Origin of the sequence: Streptomyces sp. 1331.2 (assembly GCF_900199205.1) — a bacterium.
GTDB lineage: Bacteria > Actinomycetota > Actinomycetes > Streptomycetales > Streptomycetaceae > Kitasatospora.
Genome location: NZ_OBMJ01000001.1, coordinates 317,622 through 333,583, shown reverse-complemented (window position 1 = coordinate 333,583; position 15,962 = coordinate 317,622). Strand labels below are relative to the sequence as shown.

Sequence of the window (15,962 nt, the reverse complement as noted above, 5' to 3'; positions counted from 1 at the left end):
GGCCCGCTCCCGGAGGCGGGCCGTCCGCCTGATCATGTCCGATCACTTTTGGTCGCGCGCGATCGACTTTGGGGGTGGGGGGCGACCATTCCTGGTCGGTCTGTCGATCCCTTGGTGGACCGGCGCTCGGTGCTCGGCGCCTTCGAGTCGAGTCCTTCCGTCCCTCCTGTTCCTTCCGTTCCTTCCGTTCCTTCCGTTCCGTTCTGATGCGACCCGAGAGGTGTGTGGAGCCCATGTCCCAGCGTCGGCAGTTACGACGGATACCGCTGCACGCCGGTGGGACCGCGGCCTCCGGTCGGCGGGTACGGCTGATCGGCGCGGCGGTCGGCGTGGTCGCGATATGCGCGCTGGTCACCGGCGCGACCGCGTCCGGGGCCGAGCACGGTGGCGGGCACGCGCACGGCCCGGTGGTGGACACCTGCGTCTGCACGGAGACCGACGTGTCGGTGTCGGTGGGGCCGGGCGGGAGCGTGGACGTCGGAGTCGACGTCGACGTCCAGGTCGGAGTCAGCGTCGCCCCGAACGCCGACGGCAGCAAGCACGGCCGCAAGCCCCCGCACGGGTACCACCCGTGCCGCACGCCCAGGGCCGCCCCGGCGCCGCTCGCGCCCTCCTCCTCGCCCTCGGCCGGGCTCAGGCCGGCACCTGGGCGGCCGGACGAGGAGCACGGCGAGCACGACGGGGACGGCTGGCACCACTGGCCGCACCACCACCATCACCACCCGCACCCCTGCCCGAGTCCGACGCCCACACCGACTCCGTCGCCGACGCACACCCCGACTCCGACCCCGACGCACACGCCCAGTCCGACGCCCACACCCACCCGGACTCCGAGTCCCACGCCGTCGCCGACGCCGCCACCCGCGCCCAGCCCGACGCCGCCGCCCCCGTCGCCCGCACCGACGCCGCCTCCGCCACCCCCGGCGCCCGCTCCGGCTGTGCCCGCGCCACCCCCGCCCGCGGCCCCGTTGCCGGACCCGCCCGGACCCGATCCGGCGGTGCCGACCCCCACGGTGTCGATCCCGGCGCCGCCGAGCCCGCTGTGGCCGACCCCGTCCGCGCGGCCGGTGTTCCACGTTCCGGCGTCGAAGCCGATGCCCCTGCCGCAGCGCCACCAGGCCGCCCCGATGACCACCACGATCCTGATGATCATGGTCCCCGGCGTGCTGGCGGCGGCCGCCCTGCGCCCGGGCCGCGGTCGGGGCCGCTCGGGCCGGTCCTGATCGGACCCCACCCCCGGACCGGCCCCGAACCCGGGCCGTCCGCGAGCTTTCCGTTCCGTCACGAGCCAAGCCAGAGAAGGGAGTTCCCATGTCCGAATGGGTGGCATTGACCATCGCCATGGCGTCGGCCTGTGTCGTCGTGGTGGCGGTGGTGTTGCTGAGGCACCGCCGGGTGGGCGGTGCCGAGGTGAACACCGACGAGACCCCGGACGTCATCGAATACATCACGATGATGATCGGGGTGGTCTACGCGATCGTCCTCGGTCTCGCCATCGCGGGTGTCTGGGAGGCGCGCGGCGCCGCCCAGGACGACCTGTTCCGCGAGGCGCAGTCACTGCGCGAGGTGAGCGACCGGGCGGTGGTCTACCCGGTCGAGTTCCGCGACCAGGTCCGCGCCGACGTGGACGCCTACGTCACCTATGTGGTGAACGTCGAGTGGGACTACATGAAGGAGAACGGCGAGATCAGCGCCAAGGGCGACCAGCTGCTGCAGAAGCTGCAGACCGACGTCGCCACCCGGCCGCCGGCCTCCGACCTGGAGTCCCAGGCCTACCAGCCGATCATGGACCGGATCAGCCAGGCATCGGACGCCCGCGACGCGCGCGGCCAGAACGCCGGGCCGACCATGCCCGGGATCGTGTGGTTCGGGCTGATCGGCGGCGCCGTGGTGACCGTCGGCATGCTGTTCGCCCTGCAGATCCGGCGCACACCACGGGAGTTGGTGTTGGCACTGTGCTTCAGTGCGCTGATCGCCTTCCTGCTGTTCATGATCTGGGACTTCGACGACCCGTTCTCGCGAAGCGTCTCGGTGACCACCCAGCCGTTCGTGGACCTGTTCCCCTCGCTCAACCTCAACGACTGAGCCGGTCGGCGAACGTCCCGGTCGGCGGACGTCCCGGTCGGCGGACGGCCCGCGCGGAGCTCCGCGCGGGCCGTCGCTGTTGCACCGGCCGACACCTGCGGCGGGCCGGTCCGGCCACGTCACAACTGAACAGATTGGACTGGACCAATAGGGGGCGTCGAGGGTGTCCGTCCGCTGGACCGTTCCCGGCCCGGACCGCGGCGGCCCGGTAGGTTGACCGGAACGGGCAGGCCCGAGGAAGCCGCACCGAAGGAACGGAGGAGGCGCGATGGACAGCCAGGACTGGGACGACCGCTACGCCGCGAGCGAGCTGGTGTGGGGCGCGGCGCCGAACCGGTGGGTGGTCCGCGAACTGGCCGACGCCGCCCCCGGCCACGCCCTGGACCTCGCCGCCGGTGAGGGCCGCAACGCCATCTGGCTGGCCGACCGGGGTTGGGAGGTCACCGGGCTGGACTTCTCCGCCGTCGCCCTGGAACGCGCCGAACGCCTCACCGCCGAACTGCCCGACGAGGTCGCCGACCGCCTCACCTGGCGCCACGGCGACGCCCGTACCTTTGATGCGCCGGCCGCCGGCTACGACCTCGTCCTGGTGGCCTACCTCCAGCTGCCGGCTGCCGACCGCCGGACCGTGCTGTGCCGCGCGGCCGAGGCGTTGGCCCCCGGCGGCACCCTGCTGGTCGTCGGGCACGACCTGAGCAACCTCACCGAGGGCGTCGGCGGGCCGCAGGATCCGGCGGTGCTGTTCACCCCGGAGGACGTCCTGGCCGACCTCGACGGACTCGGCCTGCACACCGTCCGCGCCGAGCGGGTGCACCGCACGGTCGGCGGCGAGCCCGGGCACCAGGGCGTCGCCGCCGGGTCCTCCGGCGTGGCGGTGGACGCGCTGGTCCGGCTGGAACGGGCCGTCGCATGACCGGCCGCCGGACAACGGACCCCAGCCGGCGGGCGCTGCTGGCCGGGCTGGCGGGCGTCGCCCCGCTGGTGGTGGCCGGGTGCTCTTCGGGCAAGCAGGACAAGCCGGGAAAGGCCGGGAAGTCCGAGGCGGCGGCGCGGGCGAACGATCCGGGCGGTGCGGCCGTCGTGATGATCATCCGGCACGGCGAGAAGCCCGACGGCGGCCACCCGGGCCTGGACGAGAACGGCAAGCAGGACGGCAAGTCCCTGACCGAGCGCGGCTGGGCCCGCGCCAGGGCGCTGCCCTCGCTGTTCTCCCCGCCCGCGCCCGGCCTGCACACCCCGGCCCGGATCTTCGCCGCTGCCGACCAGGGCCCGCTGGCCGGCGCACACCGGATGCGCCAGACCGTCACCCCGTTGGCCGCGGCGCTCGGGCTGACGGTGGACACCGGGTACGCCGAGTCCCAGGAGTCCGCGCTGGCCGGTGCCGCGCTGGCCGGGGCGCAGCCGGTGCTGATCTGCTGGGAGCACTCGCGGATCCCGCGGATCGTCGAGGCGCTGGGGGCCGTCGGCAGCGGCGCGCCCGCCGCCTGGCCGGACCGGTTCGACCTGGTCTGGGTGTTCTCCCGGCCGGCCGGCGGGGCGTGGTCCTTCCAGGAGGTGCGGCAGCACCTGCTGGACGGCGACAGCTGATCCCGGCCGACTCCGGATCTAGGATCTGCGGCATGGCAACACGACTCGTACAGATCAACATGAAGGCCCAGGACGACGCCGCGCTCGGCCGGTTCTGGGCCGAGGCACTCGGTTGGGGGGTCGACAGCGAGGGCCCCGGCGTGACCAACCTCGAACCGGTCGGCTTCGCCTACCCCGACCCCGCGGCCGTCTGCATCGATCTCGTCGCCCGCCCGGAAGCCAAGACGGCGAAGAACCGGGTGCACCTCGACCTGGCCACCACCTCGACCGCCCATCAGGCGGAGCTGGTCGCGCGCCTGAAGGACCTCGGCGCGACGCTCGCCGACGTGGGGCAGGGCGACGTCCCCTGGACGGTCATGGCCGACCCGGAGGGCAACGAGTTCTGCGTCCTGGAGCCCCGGGAGATCTACCGGGACACCGGGCCGATCGCCGCGGTGGTGGTCGACTGCACCGACCCGCGGGCGATGGCCCGGTTCTGGGGCGAGGCCATGGACTGGACGGTGCACGAGGTCGACGACGACCACGCGACCATGCGTTCCTCCCACGGCGTCGGCCCCTACCTGGAGTTCATCCGCACCCCCGACACCAAGAGCGGGTGGAACCGCGTCCACCTGGACATCAGGCCCTACCGCGGCGACGACCCGGCAGCCGAGGAGGCCAGGCTGCGCGCCCTGGGCGCCTCCGACCCGGGCATCGACCAGTCCGCCATCTCGTGGCGGATCCTGACCGACCCGGAGGGCAACGAGTTCTGCCTGCTCAGCCCCCTGTAGCCCGCGGGCCCGCTCGGGCGGCGAGGACGACCCCGCCACCCGCCGGCGGATCCCCGCGCCGATCCGCTAGCCGGCCGTGATCGTCACCACCGAGTACTGGGCGACGGTCAGCGGCACGCTCACCGTCCCGCCGGTGACGGTGTACGGGACGGGCTTGGGCGCCGGGTCGGTGCCGTCCGGACTGGCGACGGTGACGGTGGTGACGGCGGCCCCGGCCGGGAGGGCGTAGGAGAGCGTGCAGTTGGCGGGGGTGGTGCGGAAGTCCGCCGGGGTGTCGCCGAAGTTGGTGAAGTTCACCAGGTGGACGACGGTGTCGCCGCCGAGCCGCCGGGCGTCCAGGAAGATCCGCCGGTCCCCGGCCAGGGTCACCGCCGGTGGCGCGGACTGCCGTACGGCGGTGAGCAGTTGGTCGGCGGAGGCCTGGTCGGTCCTGGTCAGGTAGCTGAGCCCGGCCCGGGCCTTGACGTACCAACAGGTGCCGCTGCCGTAGGAGTTCTGCCCGGTGGCGGGCAGCGGGTCGGCCCGGCGCAGGCCGAGCACGTCGGAGAGGGCGAACTCGGCGCGCTGGGCGCCGAGTTCGTCCAGTGCGGTGGGCGCCGGGCCGGTGATGACGACCGTCCCGCCGCCGGCGACGAAGGCGCGCAGCACCGCCGCCTCGGCGTCGGAGACCGCCTGCAGGTCGGGCAGCAGCAGGACCTTGAACCGGGCCAGGTCGTCGGCGGTCAGGCCGGGGCTGGACACCGTGTCGAAGGGGACGTGGGCGTAGACCAGGGCCTTCACGGTGCCCCGGAACTCGCCCAGCCAGGGGACCTGCGCGCAGCTCATCTGCGGGTCGTCGCCGCCCCACCAGTCGGTGATCCCGGCCGGGGCGGTGGCGTTGACGTACATCCCGTTGCCCTCGCCGGGGGCCACGTAGTCCCGGGACGGCGCCGAGTGGTAGACGCCGACCTGGGCGATCGAGGTCGCGTCGTACAGCTTCTGCTGGTTGGTGCGGACGAAGCGGTACATCCGGGTGCGCATCGTGCCGTCCACGGTGTCGTTCTTGAACGGGGTCTTCACCTCGTACGGGTTGCAGCCGGCCGCGATCAGCTGGGACATCACCAGCGAGGCGTCATCGGGCTGCCAGCCGTAGGAGAACGCCCAGGCGGGCTTGGTGCCGCTGGCGGCGCGGGCGTACTTGTACATCGAGATCAGGCAGACCCAGTCGGAGGCGGTGGCGTGCCGCATGCCGTCGTAGTTGCCGAGGATGTCCACCTCCCAGACCTGGCTCACCGCGCCGGGCGCCTGGCGCAGGTAGCCGCCGTCCAGGCCGATGGAGGTGGCGTAGCGGTAGTCCATCGAGACGGTCTCGACGAAGGTGACCAGGTCGGGGTTGACCGAACGGCCCGCGGCGGCGATGTCGAGCTGGAACCGGAGCAGGTTGCGGTGGCGCCACTCGACGTAGCGGCGGAAGGCCGGGTCGGCGAAGTTCGCGGCCTTGGGCAGGGCGAGGCCGGTGTCGGCCCGGAAGGCGGCCGCGCCCCAGGTGGAGGCGTCGCACCAGGAGAGCACGCCGTCGAAGTAGATCGGCACGTCCGGCCAGATGCCGTCCACGCCGGTGGCTGCCACACCCTTGATCCGCTTGAGGTAGTAGTCCCGCCAGGGCGAGTTGGGGCTGAGCCAGACGCTCTCGTCGCCGGGGTCGACCCAGACCACCACGCTGCCGTAGAACACGTTGGGCTTTCCGGCGAGGTCGCGCTGGACCCAGTTCTTGCCCTGGTCGTTCTTGTAGAAGGACCGGCCCTTCTCGCCACCGGGGGAGATCAGCTCCAGCGACGGGTAGTACATGACGACCTTCATCCCGGCGGCGTGGGCCAGGCCGGTGAAGGTCTTCACCTCGGCCATGTGGGCGGTGAACTCGGCTTCGGTGAGCCAGTTGGAGAGCAGGGTGTCCAGCTCGATGACGCTGACCTCCTGCGCCTTCAGGGCGTCGACGGCGCTCTGCATGTCGGCGGGCTCGTTGAAGGTGCCGTCGGCGATCCGGGCGTAGCGGGCCCAGCCGGGCCAGGACGGTGCGACGGCGTCGCGGGCGGTTCCGGCGGCAGGTCCGGGCGCGGGTACGGCCGCGGGTGCGGGCAGGGTCGGCGGTAAGGGCGCGGGCGACGGGGCGGTGGCCCACGCCCGGCCGCCGGGCAGCAGACGGACGGCGGCCAGGCCGCCGCCCGCGCCGAAACCGGCCCGGAGCAGGCGCCGTCGGCCGAGCCGGGAGGCGGTGGCGGCGCTGACGGGTGGTGGCGCGGTGTGCTGCTCGCTTCTCTCGAACGGCGCGGTTACCCGCTGCTGTTCGGTTCCCTGCTGCTGTTCGGTTCCTTCGTGCTGCTCGGGCATGGTGGTCCCCCCATTGCGAGTCGGCATGACCGGGTGACGGTCGTGAGTGGAACGAACGGTGCGCGGGCGTCCTGCCGTGGCGACCGGCGGCGCCTCGGGGCCGACCCTAGACGGTGCGCCGCCCCGGCCGTTCGGTCCCGGTCGGCCTCTACGTCAGACGCCGGACCGCCGGTTCCCTCAGGGTGCGGACCGTCGTCGGGGGTGAGGCCCGGGGCGGCGCGGGGTAGGGGGTGCCCGCAGGGCGTCGTCGGATGATCACAAACTTTCTACAGTGATGTAGATTCGCGGCACGCGGCGATGGCAGACGGTGGCAGAACGAGGAGGACGCGATGAGCGTTTCGCTGGCCAAGGGGCAGAAGATCAGCCTGGAGAAGCCGGGCGGTGGACAGTTGAGCCTGGTCCGGATGGGCCTCGGCTGGAGGGCGGCGGAGCGCAAGGGCTTCCTGGCCAAGCTGCTCGCCGCCGGCCGGGAGATCGACCTGGACGCCTCGGCCGTGCTGTTCGCCCAGGGACGGCCGGTGGACGTGGTCTTCTTCCAGCACCTGACCAGCAACGACGGGTCGGTGCGGCACAGCGGGGACAACCTGGTCGGCGGCGCCGGTGACGCGACCGACGACGAGTCGATCACGGTCGACCTGACCACGGTGTCGGCGGAGGTCGACCAGATCCTCTTCACCGTCAACTCCTTCACCGGCCAGACCTTCCAGGAGGTCGAGGCGGCCTTCTGCCGGCTCGTGGACGAGACCACCGGCGCCGAGCTGGCCCGCTACACGCTCACCGGCGGCGGCCCGTACACGGCGCAGATCATGGCCAAGGTGCAGCGCATGGGCACCGGTTGGCAGATGACCGCGATCGGCCAGCCGGCCAGCGGGCGGACCTTCCAGGACCTGATGCCGGAGCTGGTCAAGCACCTCTGAGCCCGGTCACGGCGGCGCCGCCGGTCCCGGTCCGGGGCGGCAGGTGTCCATCCACACGCACGCACACACGCACCGGGGGCGCGGTTCCTCCTACGGAACCGCGCCCCCGGTGATTTTGGATCTGCCCGGTCAGCCCTTCGGGGTGGCCGCAGGCGAGAACGAGGCGCTGGGGGTGGTGCTGGGCGCTGCGCTCGGGGCTCCCGGGGTGCTCGTCGCCGTCGGGGTGGGCGTCGGACAACCGGGGATGCCGGTGGGCGTGGCCGTGGGCGTCGCCGTCGGGGTGCCGGTGGGGGTTGCCGTGGCGCTGGGCGACGGGGAGCCCGTCGGGGTGGGCGTTCCGGTCGGGGTGCCGGTGGGCGTGGCCGTGGCCGACGGGTCCGGGCAGGCCGTGGGCGTCGCCGTCGGGGTACCGGTGGGCGTCGGGGTCGTGGTCGGCGTCCCGGTCGGGGTGGTCGTCGGGGTGGCGCTCGGCGACGGTGAACCGGTGGGCGTGGGCGTCGTGGTGGGGCTCGGGGTGGTCGTCGGCTGCGCGGTCGGCGACGGGGCCGGGGCGGGGGTGACCGGCGCGGTCGGGTCCGGCGTGGGAGCCGGAGCGGGCGTCGTGCCGGTGCTGCCGGTGCCCGTGGTGGTGCCGCCGGCGACCGGGAGGAAGGGCGAGGGCAGCGAGACGGGCGGCAGTGGGGAGCCCGGGCGGTTCGGGACGGTGGCCACCGTGCCGCTGCCGAAGTGGGCCATCCAGTTGCGGACCGTCCGCAGGTACTCGCCCGAGTTGTTGTAGCTGAGCACCGCCCGGTCGAGCTGCGCCGGGTCGGCGAGGTCGCGGCCGCCCGCGCACAGGTAGCGCCCGGCGGCCTCGGCGGCGTCGAAGACGTTGTTCGGGTCGGCCTTGCCGTCGCCGTTGGCGTCCGCGCCCCAGGCTTCCCAGGTGGACGGGATGAACTGCATCGGGCCGACGGCGCGGTCCCAGCGGGCGTCACCGTCGTAGCGGCCGCCGTCGGTGTCGGGTATCGCGGCGAAGCCGTTGCCGTCCAGGGCCGGGCCGAGGATCGGCTGCAGGAGCGTGCCCGAGGCGTCCACCTGGCCGCCGTTGGCCTGGCCGGACTCGACCTGGCCGATCCCCGCGAGCAGCTGCCAGGGCAGGTGGCAGCCGGGGGAGCGCTGCGCCAGCGAGGCCTCGGCCTGGCGGTAGGCGGCGAAGACCGTGGCGGGCAGCGCGGGCCCGGTGGCCGCGAACGGGCCGGCGGCGGGTGCGCCGGGCAGCGTGCCGGGCGGCTGCGGGAGCTGGACGGTGCCGCCGCCGTCGGCCGGGACACCGGTGCCGAAGGTGCCGGGTATGCCGGGCGAGGAGCTGCCGAGCGGGGAGCTGCCGAGCGGGGAGCCGGCGGACTGGGTGGCGGCACCGTTCGTCGGGCCGGTGTCGGCGACCGCGACCGGCGCGAGTCCGAGGCCCGTCACCTGAGAGCCGGTCAGCGCCGCCAGCGCGGCGAAGGCCGCGGCCGTCCCCGTGACCCGCTTGCCGACCCGGAGCTTGCGCCCGCCCTGGGTACTGCCGAACCTCGCCGTCATCCGTGTCCCCTCCCCGTCGCCGCCCGGATTGTCCCGGAACGGTTGAGTTGTCGTCATCGTGCCGGTCCACCTGATGACGGCACCCGCCACCGGACGATTAGTATCACGACGATCTGACAGGGACAGGGTGACCGGGAGGCGGCCCGAGCCCCACCGCGGAGTCAACGTGCACCTCAGCGGGGGGTACGCGCGGCCCCGGAGGTTCCCGCTCGGGCTCGCGACCTGCGCCGTCTCCGCCCGTAGCCAGCGTCATCTCCCCACAGCACAGCGGAAGTTGGCCAACGCCCCAACGGCAGTGGGCCGGTGGGCGGCCCGGCGCCCCGGGGCCCGGACCGGCGGTTCGGAGCGCAGGGGTGGTACGTGCGCGGCGTTTCGGGCTCCCCGGCGGCGCCCGGGGCCGACCGGCCTGACCTGCCGGAACATGAGGAGCGGAAGTCGGACAGGCCCTAGCAGGACGGCCCTGCCGGCGCCAGGGTGCGTCCCCAACTCGCCCCTGGACGGGTGACGTTCTGGTGAAAGTGGGCATGCCAGGAATCACCGCCCGGCATGCTGTGCCGCGTGATGATGCGGATGGAGGTCCGGACCGTGAGCGCGAACCTGCCGGAGACCGTCGCCGAGGGAGCGGTCCTCCTGCCGGCACCCCCTCGGGTCGTGGACGACCTGGCCCGAGACCTGACCCAGGCCGCCGCCGCCGTCCGGGCGGTGTCGCGCAGCGGCCGTTCCGGCGGCGGGGACGTCGCGGTCGCCGCCTACACCGCCGTGGTGTGCACCGGCCGGTCGGCGGCACGCGCCCTGGACGAGGCCGCCGCCTGGTGCCGGCAGGCCCCCGAGGCCGAGGTGCACTCGGTGGCCTGGGCCCGGGTGCCCGGGCATCGGGAGGACGTCCACGAGTACCGGGTGACCCTGGCCGTCAGCTTCCCCGACGAGGAGACCGGCGAGCACCTCGGGGACACCCACCACGGCTGCCGCTGAGGTCGTATGATCCCTCCACGGATGAGGGGGGTACGAACGACATGGTGGACGACGCGGCCGTCGGCAAGGACGGCGGTACGGAGAGCGGTAAGGACGGCGCTACGGAGGGCGGTCCGCAGGAGCTCTCGCGGGCTGCCGCCGTCACGGCCACCGTCCTGGCCGCGCTCTTCGCCTCGGCGGCGCTGCTGGCCTCGCTCCACTGGCTGGGGTGGACCGTCCCGGGGATCGGCTGGATCGTCGCCAAGGCGGGGATCAAGCTCACCGTCGGCGGCTTCGTCGTGCTGGCTCTCGCCCTCGACCGGCTCCGGGACCGGCTGAAGGCGCGGTCCCGGAGCTGACCGGGCCGGGGCCCGACCTCCGGGCCGTGGCCCCGAGGTCGCTCCGTGAGCCCCGGAGTCGGCAGCCTGCTTCGTCAACTCGTCTGCGGCGTGGCGCAGGTGAGGTCGTGGGCGGGTGCCTCACCGTCCAGCAGGTAGCGCTCCACGACATCGGTGACGCAGGGGTTGGACCCGGGGTACTGGCCGTGGTCCCCGCTCCCGGTGACGGTGACCAGCCGCGAGCCGCGCAGCGCGCGGTGGGCACCGAGCGCCGCCTCGTAGTACGTCGCCGGGTCGTGCACCGAGTTGAGCATCAGCGTGGCCGGCAGGTGGGCGCCCGTGACCTTCACCTTGGGCGCCGGGGCGACCGGCCAGGACGCGCAGACCGCGCCGAAGGCGAGCGACCGGGCGCCCACCAGCGGCCAGCGGGCGGTGTTCTCGGCGCCGCGTTGCACCCAGCTGTCCAGGTCCCTGGTCCACGGGGTGTCGTTGCAGGTGACCGAGAAGTACTCGGCGAGGAAGTCCGGGCTGAGGTAGCCGCTGAAGGCCTTGGCGGCGGCCGTCCTGGTGGTGGGGTCGGCGCTCTGCCAGTTGTCGACGGTGGTCAGGAGCCGGGCGAGGACGGGGAAGTTCTCGGCCTCGTAGATCGCCGAGATGGCCACGTTGTCCCACTGGTTGGGGCCGATCGTCACCGAACCCTCGACGATGGGCGCGTCGTGCAGGGCGGCCCGCCGCTGTTCCCAGTGCGTCCGCACCTGCTCCGGCGTCGTCCCCCAGTGGTAGGTGGCGTCCTGGGCCGCGAGCCAGGGCAGGAAGTCCTCGTCGAAGCGGCGCTGGAAGCTCATCGGCTGGCCGAGCTGGAACTTCTCCCAGGTGCCCTCGAAGCCGATGTTGCTGTCCAGCACCATCCGGTCGACCCGGTGCGGGAAGAGCGCCCCGTAGTAGGCGCCGATCATCGAGGCGTAGGACGGTCCGTCGTAGCTGAGCTTGCGCTCGCCGAGCAGGCCGCGGAACAGGTCGATGTCGCGGGCGGTCTGCTCGGTGTTCAGGTAGGGGATCAGGTCGCCGCTGTGCTCCTGGCAACTGGCAGCCAGCTTCTTGGAGTTGGTGATGACGCGGTCGATCGCGGCGGGGGACTGGTCGCGGTAGTCGCCGGCCAGGAAGTCATCGAACTCCGCCTGGCTCTGGCAGACCGCCTTGGTGCTCTCGCCGACGCCGCGCTGGTCGAAGCCCACGATGTCGTACGCGGCGCCGACGGCCGGGGCGGAGTTCGCCAGCCCGGCCGGGCGCAGCAGGCCCGAGGCGCCGGGGCCGCCGGCCGCGAGCAGCAGGGTGCCCCTGCGTGCGGCCGGGTCGGTGGCGCGGTGCCGGGAGACGGCGATGGTGAGGTCGGCCCCGACGCCGGGGTGGTGCCAGTCCCGCGGGGTGGTCATGGTGGCGCAGTCCAGGGCGGGCTGCTTGGCGCAGGGCTGCCAGTCCAGGGTCTGGTGGGTGTAGCGGGCGGGGGCCGGGTCGGCGTCGCCCGGGTCGCGGGCGCTGTCGGCGGTGGCGGTGGTGGCCGGCAGGGCGAGACCGGCGAGCACGGCAGCGGCCACGGCCAGCGCGGCGCGCCGGGTCCGGGAGGCGGTGGCCGCCGTTGCGGGGTTCGTCGTTGCGGGGCTCGCCGCCGTGGCGGTCGTTGCGGTCGTTGCGGGCGTTGCGGTGTTCGTCACGGGAACGATCCTGTCCGTCGGCGCCCTGACGATCGATCACCCCTGCTTCCGTCTTCGGGGTGGTGCTGGGTACACCCCCGCCCGGGGGCGTACCCGATCCCCGGGCGACGGCCGTCAGTAGGCGACGGTGAACCGGGCCCGGCGGTGGGCGGGCCGTTCGACCTCGTCGAGGAGGGCGACGGCCAGGTCCTCCATGGAGATCGCCGAGTTGCCCTCGGTGTCGACCAGCAGCTCGTCGCGCCCGAGGCGGAAGCGGCCGGTGCGCACGCCGGGTTCGAGCAGCGCGGCCGGGCTCAGGTACGTCCAGTCGACGTCCTCGCCGGCGGCGCGGTAGAGGTCCAGCTGCTCGCCGCAGGCCAGGGCGATCGGCCGGACCTCGGCGGGGAAGCCGGGGGTCTCCACCAGGGTCGCCCCGTCGGCGCCGGGGACGATGAGGCTGCCGGCGCCGCCGACGGCCAGCAGCCGCACGCCCGTACCGGCGATGCCCGCGAGCAGACCCTTGGTGGTCACGGACAGTTCGTGCTCGCGGCCCGGCGACGGGCGGGTGGCGGTGAGCACCGCGTCCTGGTCGGCGGATATCCGGGTCACGTCCTCGGGGTTGCCGGCGTCGCCGACGGTGAGGGTGACCTCGGCCGGCAGGCCGTGCGGCTTGGCCGGGTCCCGGACGACGGCGGTGACCTCGTGGCCGCGGGCGAGGGCCTCGGTGACGATCCGGCTGCCGACGTTGCCGGTGGCGCCGAACACGGTGATGCGCATGGGGTGTTCTCCTGGGGTGTGGGTCGGGTCCGGAAAGGAGGGTCAGGCGTTCTCGCGTACGGGCGGCGTGGGCCGCACGGGCGGTGTGGCGGGCGCGGAGGCCTCCGAAGCATCCGATGCCTCCGGCGCCGACCGGGCGTCGGTGCGGGGCCGTCGGGTCTGGGCGACGACGAGCGAGCCGAGCACGACCAGCGCGCCGAGCGCCTGCAGCGGGCTGAGGTCCTGGCCGAGCGCCAGCCAGCCGAGCCCGGTGGCGACCACCGGGCTGAGCAGCCCGAGGAAGGAGACCGAGGTCGGCGGGAGCACCTTCAGCCCTCGGAACCACAGCGCGTAGGTGAAGGCCGCGCCGATCAGGCAGAGGTAGGCGTAGCCGAGCACGTTCCCGGTGCTGTAGTGGGACGGCGGTGCGCCTTCGGTGAGCAGCGTCACCGGCACCAACAGCAGCCCGCCGGTGGTGAGTTGCCACCCGGTGGTGGCGAGCAGCGGCGCGGGGGAGACCCAGCGCTTGGACAGCACGATGCCGGCGGCCATCACCACTGCACTGCCGACCGCGGCGGCCAGCCCGAGCGCGTCCAGCCGGGCGCCGGCCCGCAGGACCAGCAGACTCACGCCCGCCACGCCCGCGATGCCGGACAGCACGGTGCGCAGGGTGAGGCGGTCCCCGAGGACCGCGGCCGAGAGCCCGGCGGTGATCAGCGGCTGGACGGCGCCGACGGTGGCCGCGATGCCGCCGGGAAGGCGGTAGGCGGCGATGAAGAGCAGGGCCTGGAAGGCGCCGATGTTGAGTGCGCCGAGGACCAGTGAACGCCACCACCAGCTGCCCTGCGGAAGTCGGCGGGTGAGGGCGATCAGCAGCAGCCCGGCGGGTAAGCAGCGGATGACGGCGGCGAGGAGCGGGCGGTGGGGCGGCAGGAACTCGGTGGTGACGAAGTACGTCGTCCCCCAGACGGCGGGGGCGAGGGCCGTCATCAGGACGATGGCGAGGCGATGTCTTAGCACTAAACCAATGTATCTCAGCGCTAAGACACTCTTCATCGCCCTGCGGGGTGACGTGGCTCACAGTTACCTCATCGCTAAGGTATCTGCCCGGAATCACCCCTACCGGGCCTACCCTGGAGCCCGTGGCAGATCATGTGGACCGCGTAGTCGCGCAGTGGGCCGCCGAGCGCCCCGACCTGGACGTCTCCCCGATGGAGGTGTTCGGCCGGCTGAAGCGCCTCTACCGCCTGGTGGACGTGGCGCTCAACCGCACCTTCGCCGAGCACGGCCTGGACGCCGCCTCCTTCGACGTCCTCGCCACCCTCAAGCGCAACGGCCCGCCCTACCGCCTCACCCCGACCGGCCTGATGCAGTCCGCCATGGTCACCTCCGGTGCCATCACCCAGCGCCTGGACCGGCTGGAGGCCCGCGGACTGGTCACCCGGACCCGCAGCGACCAGGACGGCCGCAGCCGCGAGGTGGCCCTCACCCCCGAGGGCCACGCCCTGATCGATCGCGCCCTGCCCGACCACCTGGCCAACGAGTTCCGTCTCCTCGAAGGCCTCGACGACGAGCGCACCGCCGCCCTGGTCGACGCCATGCGCGCCCTGCTGGTGGCCCTCGGGGACAACTCGGATTGACTTCCGCTCCCCGGAGCCTCGGCCGACGTCCGGGCGGACGGCTCCGGCTGCGACCTCGCCTGGGACACCGGCGTGCGCTCCGCCGCCGTCCCCCGGCTCTCCACCGGCGACGGGCTGATCCACACCGTGCTGCGCAAGCCCGTCATCCCCGGCACCGACATCACCTCGATCCTCGACCCCTCCTACTACGCCGAGATCGACCCCCGCACCGGCGCCGTCACCCGCACCGGCTACCTCGGCGCGGGTTTCCTGTTCGACACGCTCCAGATGGTCGGCTCCATTGCCCCCGGCGGGGTGGTCTACCAGGGGACCACCACCGGCATCCTGCGGATCACGGCCGAATAGCCGGGCCCTGTGTCGGGGCGCCGCGCCGGGGTGTCGCGTCGGGGCCTCGTGCCTTCTGCCGGGGGTCGTCAGGGGTTGACCGCGACGGCCTTGAAGAAGGCGTAGTGGAACGTCCCGCCCGGCTCGGCGGCGCGGCGCAGCTCGGCGATGCCCCGGTCGAACTCCTCCGGGGTGGTCAGGCCGGCGGCCAGCGCCTCCGACCGGACGGCCTCGACCATGGCGACGAAGGTCCGCCGGGTGAAGCCCTCCACCAGGGCCGGGCGGGAGCCGTCGACGTAGACGGTCCTCGGGCGGACCGTCACGTCCGCGAAACCGGCCGCCGTCAGCAGCGGGTGGAGGCGGCGGCCGAGCAGGCCGTCGCCGCCCGCCCCGGCCTGGAGACGGACCAGGTGGTCGATCGTCCGGCGGGCCGCCGGGCTCTCCGGGTGGAAGAACGCCGAGCCGTGGTCGCCCTCGATCACCGTGATCGTCCCGCCCGGCCGCAGCACCCGCCGCAGCGACGCCAGCCCGGCCGCCGGATCGGGCAGGTGCTCCAGCACGAAGCAGAGGAAGACGTGGTCGAACGAGGCGTCCGGGAAGGGCAGTCGGTGCAGGTCGCCGTGGTGCCAGGCCACGTCCGCGCCGGGCACCTGCTCCGCCACCCGGGCGCGGGCCTGGGCCAGCGACTCCGCCGAGAGGTCCGCGGCGGTCAGCAGCACGCCGGGGCTGGCGGCCAGCAGGTGCACCGTCTGCGCCCCCACCCCGCAGCCCGCCTCCAACACCCGGCTGCCCGCCGGGTACGCCGTGCCCGTGTGCAGCAGCCAGGCGAGGGTGTCCGCCTGGTCGCCGAGGCGCTGCGCCTCGGTGTCCGAGTAGCCGTGGACGTAGTTCTTGCTTTCGTACCTGTCCTGCTTGTCGGGCAGTGCCGTTTCCGTGGTCATGGACCCCACCCTCGCGTCACTATGGTCCG

General features: G+C 73.6%; 15 protein-coding genes and 1 pseudogene. 10 read left to right on the top strand and 6 right to left on the bottom strand.

All coding sequences use genetic code 11. From position 1 onward, the window contains the following. The first annotated feature begins 998 nt into the window (after positions 1-998). The 5 genes from CRP52_RS37530 to CRP52_RS01565 all read left to right on the top strand — a co-directional run bounded on the left by CRP52_RS37530 (position 999) and on the right by CRP52_RS01565 (position 4,442). Complete coding sequence (locus CRP52_RS37530; RefSeq protein WP_143685612.1) at positions 999-1,223, top strand: hypothetical protein; 225 nt, start codon at positions 999-1,001, stop codon at positions 1,221-1,223. Positions 1,224-1,311: 88 nt separating this feature from the next. Continuing rightward, positions 1,312-2,085, top strand: a complete 774-nt coding sequence (locus CRP52_RS01580; RefSeq protein WP_097234707.1) for a bestrophin-like domain — start codon at positions 1,312-1,314, stop codon at positions 2,083-2,085. A gap of 268 nt (positions 2,086-2,353) precedes the next feature. Next, positions 2,354-2,998 (top strand): class I SAM-dependent methyltransferase, encoded by a 645-nt coding sequence (locus tag CRP52_RS01575; protein ID WP_097234706.1) that lies wholly within the window; start codon positions 2,354-2,356, stop codon positions 2,996-2,998. Further along, the gene (locus CRP52_RS01570; RefSeq protein WP_097234705.1) at positions 2,995-3,672 is read left to right on the top strand and encodes a hypothetical protein; all 678 of its coding nucleotides are present in this window, start codon (positions 2,995-2,997) and stop codon (positions 3,670-3,672) included. Before CRP52_RS01575 ends, CRP52_RS01570 begins: the two co-directional genes overlap by 4 nt. A gap of 32 nt (positions 3,673-3,704) precedes the next feature. Then, positions 3,705-4,442: a VOC family protein gene (locus CRP52_RS01565; RefSeq protein WP_097234704.1), complete on the top strand. Its 738-nt coding sequence runs from the start codon at positions 3,705-3,707 to the stop codon at positions 4,440-4,442. Positions 4,443-4,508: 66 nt separating this feature from the next. Here CRP52_RS01565 and CRP52_RS01560 read toward each other — a convergent pair whose 3' ends face one another. Continuing rightward, positions 4,509-6,809, bottom strand: a complete 2,301-nt coding sequence (locus CRP52_RS01560) for a hypothetical protein (RefSeq protein ID WP_257032226.1) — start codon at positions 6,807-6,809, stop codon at positions 4,509-4,511. A gap of 329 nt (positions 6,810-7,138) precedes the next feature. Here CRP52_RS01560 and CRP52_RS01555 point away from each other — a divergent pair, with 329 nt between their 5' ends. Continuing rightward, positions 7,139-7,726, top strand: coding sequence for a TerD family protein (locus CRP52_RS01555; protein WP_097234703.1), 588 nt, complete (start codon positions 7,139-7,141; stop codon positions 7,724-7,726). Between the two features lie 129 nt (positions 7,727-7,855). On the opposite strand, the gene CRP52_RS01550 is transcribed toward CRP52_RS01555, so the two are convergent. Then, positions 7,856-9,292 (bottom strand): lytic transglycosylase domain-containing protein, encoded by a 1,437-nt coding sequence (locus CRP52_RS01550; protein ID WP_097234702.1) that lies wholly within the window; start codon positions 9,290-9,292, stop codon positions 7,856-7,858. 585 nt (positions 9,293-9,877) lie between these two features. Here CRP52_RS01550 and CRP52_RS01545 point away from each other — a divergent pair. Both CRP52_RS01545 and CRP52_RS01540 read left to right on the top strand, forming a co-directional pair. Continuing rightward, positions 9,878-10,264: a hypothetical protein gene (locus CRP52_RS01545; RefSeq protein WP_143685610.1), complete on the top strand. Its 387-nt coding sequence runs from the start codon at positions 9,878-9,880 to the stop codon at positions 10,262-10,264. A gap of 41 nt (positions 10,265-10,305) precedes the next feature. Further along, entirely contained in the window at positions 10,306-10,602 is a 297-nt protein-coding gene (locus CRP52_RS01540; RefSeq protein WP_097234700.1) for a hypothetical protein, read from the top strand. A 74-nt stretch (positions 10,603-10,676) separates the two neighbouring features. Here the strand turns inward: CRP52_RS01540 and CRP52_RS01535 are convergent, their stop codons facing one another. The 3 genes from CRP52_RS01535 to CRP52_RS01520 form a co-directional block, all read right to left on the bottom strand. Continuing rightward, complete coding sequence (locus CRP52_RS01535) at positions 10,677-12,293, bottom strand: alpha/beta hydrolase (protein ID WP_257032225.1); 1,617 nt, start codon at positions 12,291-12,293, stop codon at positions 10,677-10,679. A gap of 114 nt (positions 12,294-12,407) precedes the next feature. Beyond that, entirely contained in the window at positions 12,408-13,049 is a 642-nt protein-coding gene (locus CRP52_RS01525) for an NAD(P)-dependent oxidoreductase (RefSeq protein ID WP_097234698.1), read from the bottom strand. A 42-nt stretch (positions 13,050-13,091) separates the two neighbouring features. Beyond that, on the bottom strand, positions 13,092-14,048 hold the full coding sequence (locus CRP52_RS01520; protein WP_218893052.1) for an EamA family transporter: 957 nt from the start codon (positions 14,046-14,048) through the stop codon (positions 13,092-13,094). A gap of 122 nt (positions 14,049-14,170) precedes the next feature. On the opposite strand from CRP52_RS01520, the gene CRP52_RS01515 reads away from it, so the two are divergent. Beyond that, positions 14,171-14,668: a MarR family winged helix-turn-helix transcriptional regulator gene (locus CRP52_RS01515; protein ID WP_179852647.1), complete on the top strand. Its 498-nt coding sequence runs from the start codon at positions 14,171-14,173 to the stop codon at positions 14,666-14,668. A 24-nt stretch (positions 14,669-14,692) separates the two neighbouring features. After that, a pseudogene (locus CRP52_RS01510) lies at positions 14,693-15,013 on the top strand (hypothetical protein); the annotation flags it as partial. Positions 15,014-15,081: 68 nt separating this feature from the next. On the opposite strand, the gene CRP52_RS01505 reads toward CRP52_RS01510, so the two are convergent. Then, complete coding sequence (locus CRP52_RS01505) at positions 15,082-15,933, bottom strand: methyltransferase domain-containing protein (RefSeq protein ID WP_097234696.1); 852 nt, start codon at positions 15,931-15,933, stop codon at positions 15,082-15,084. Positions 15,934-15,962 lie beyond the last annotated feature (29 nt).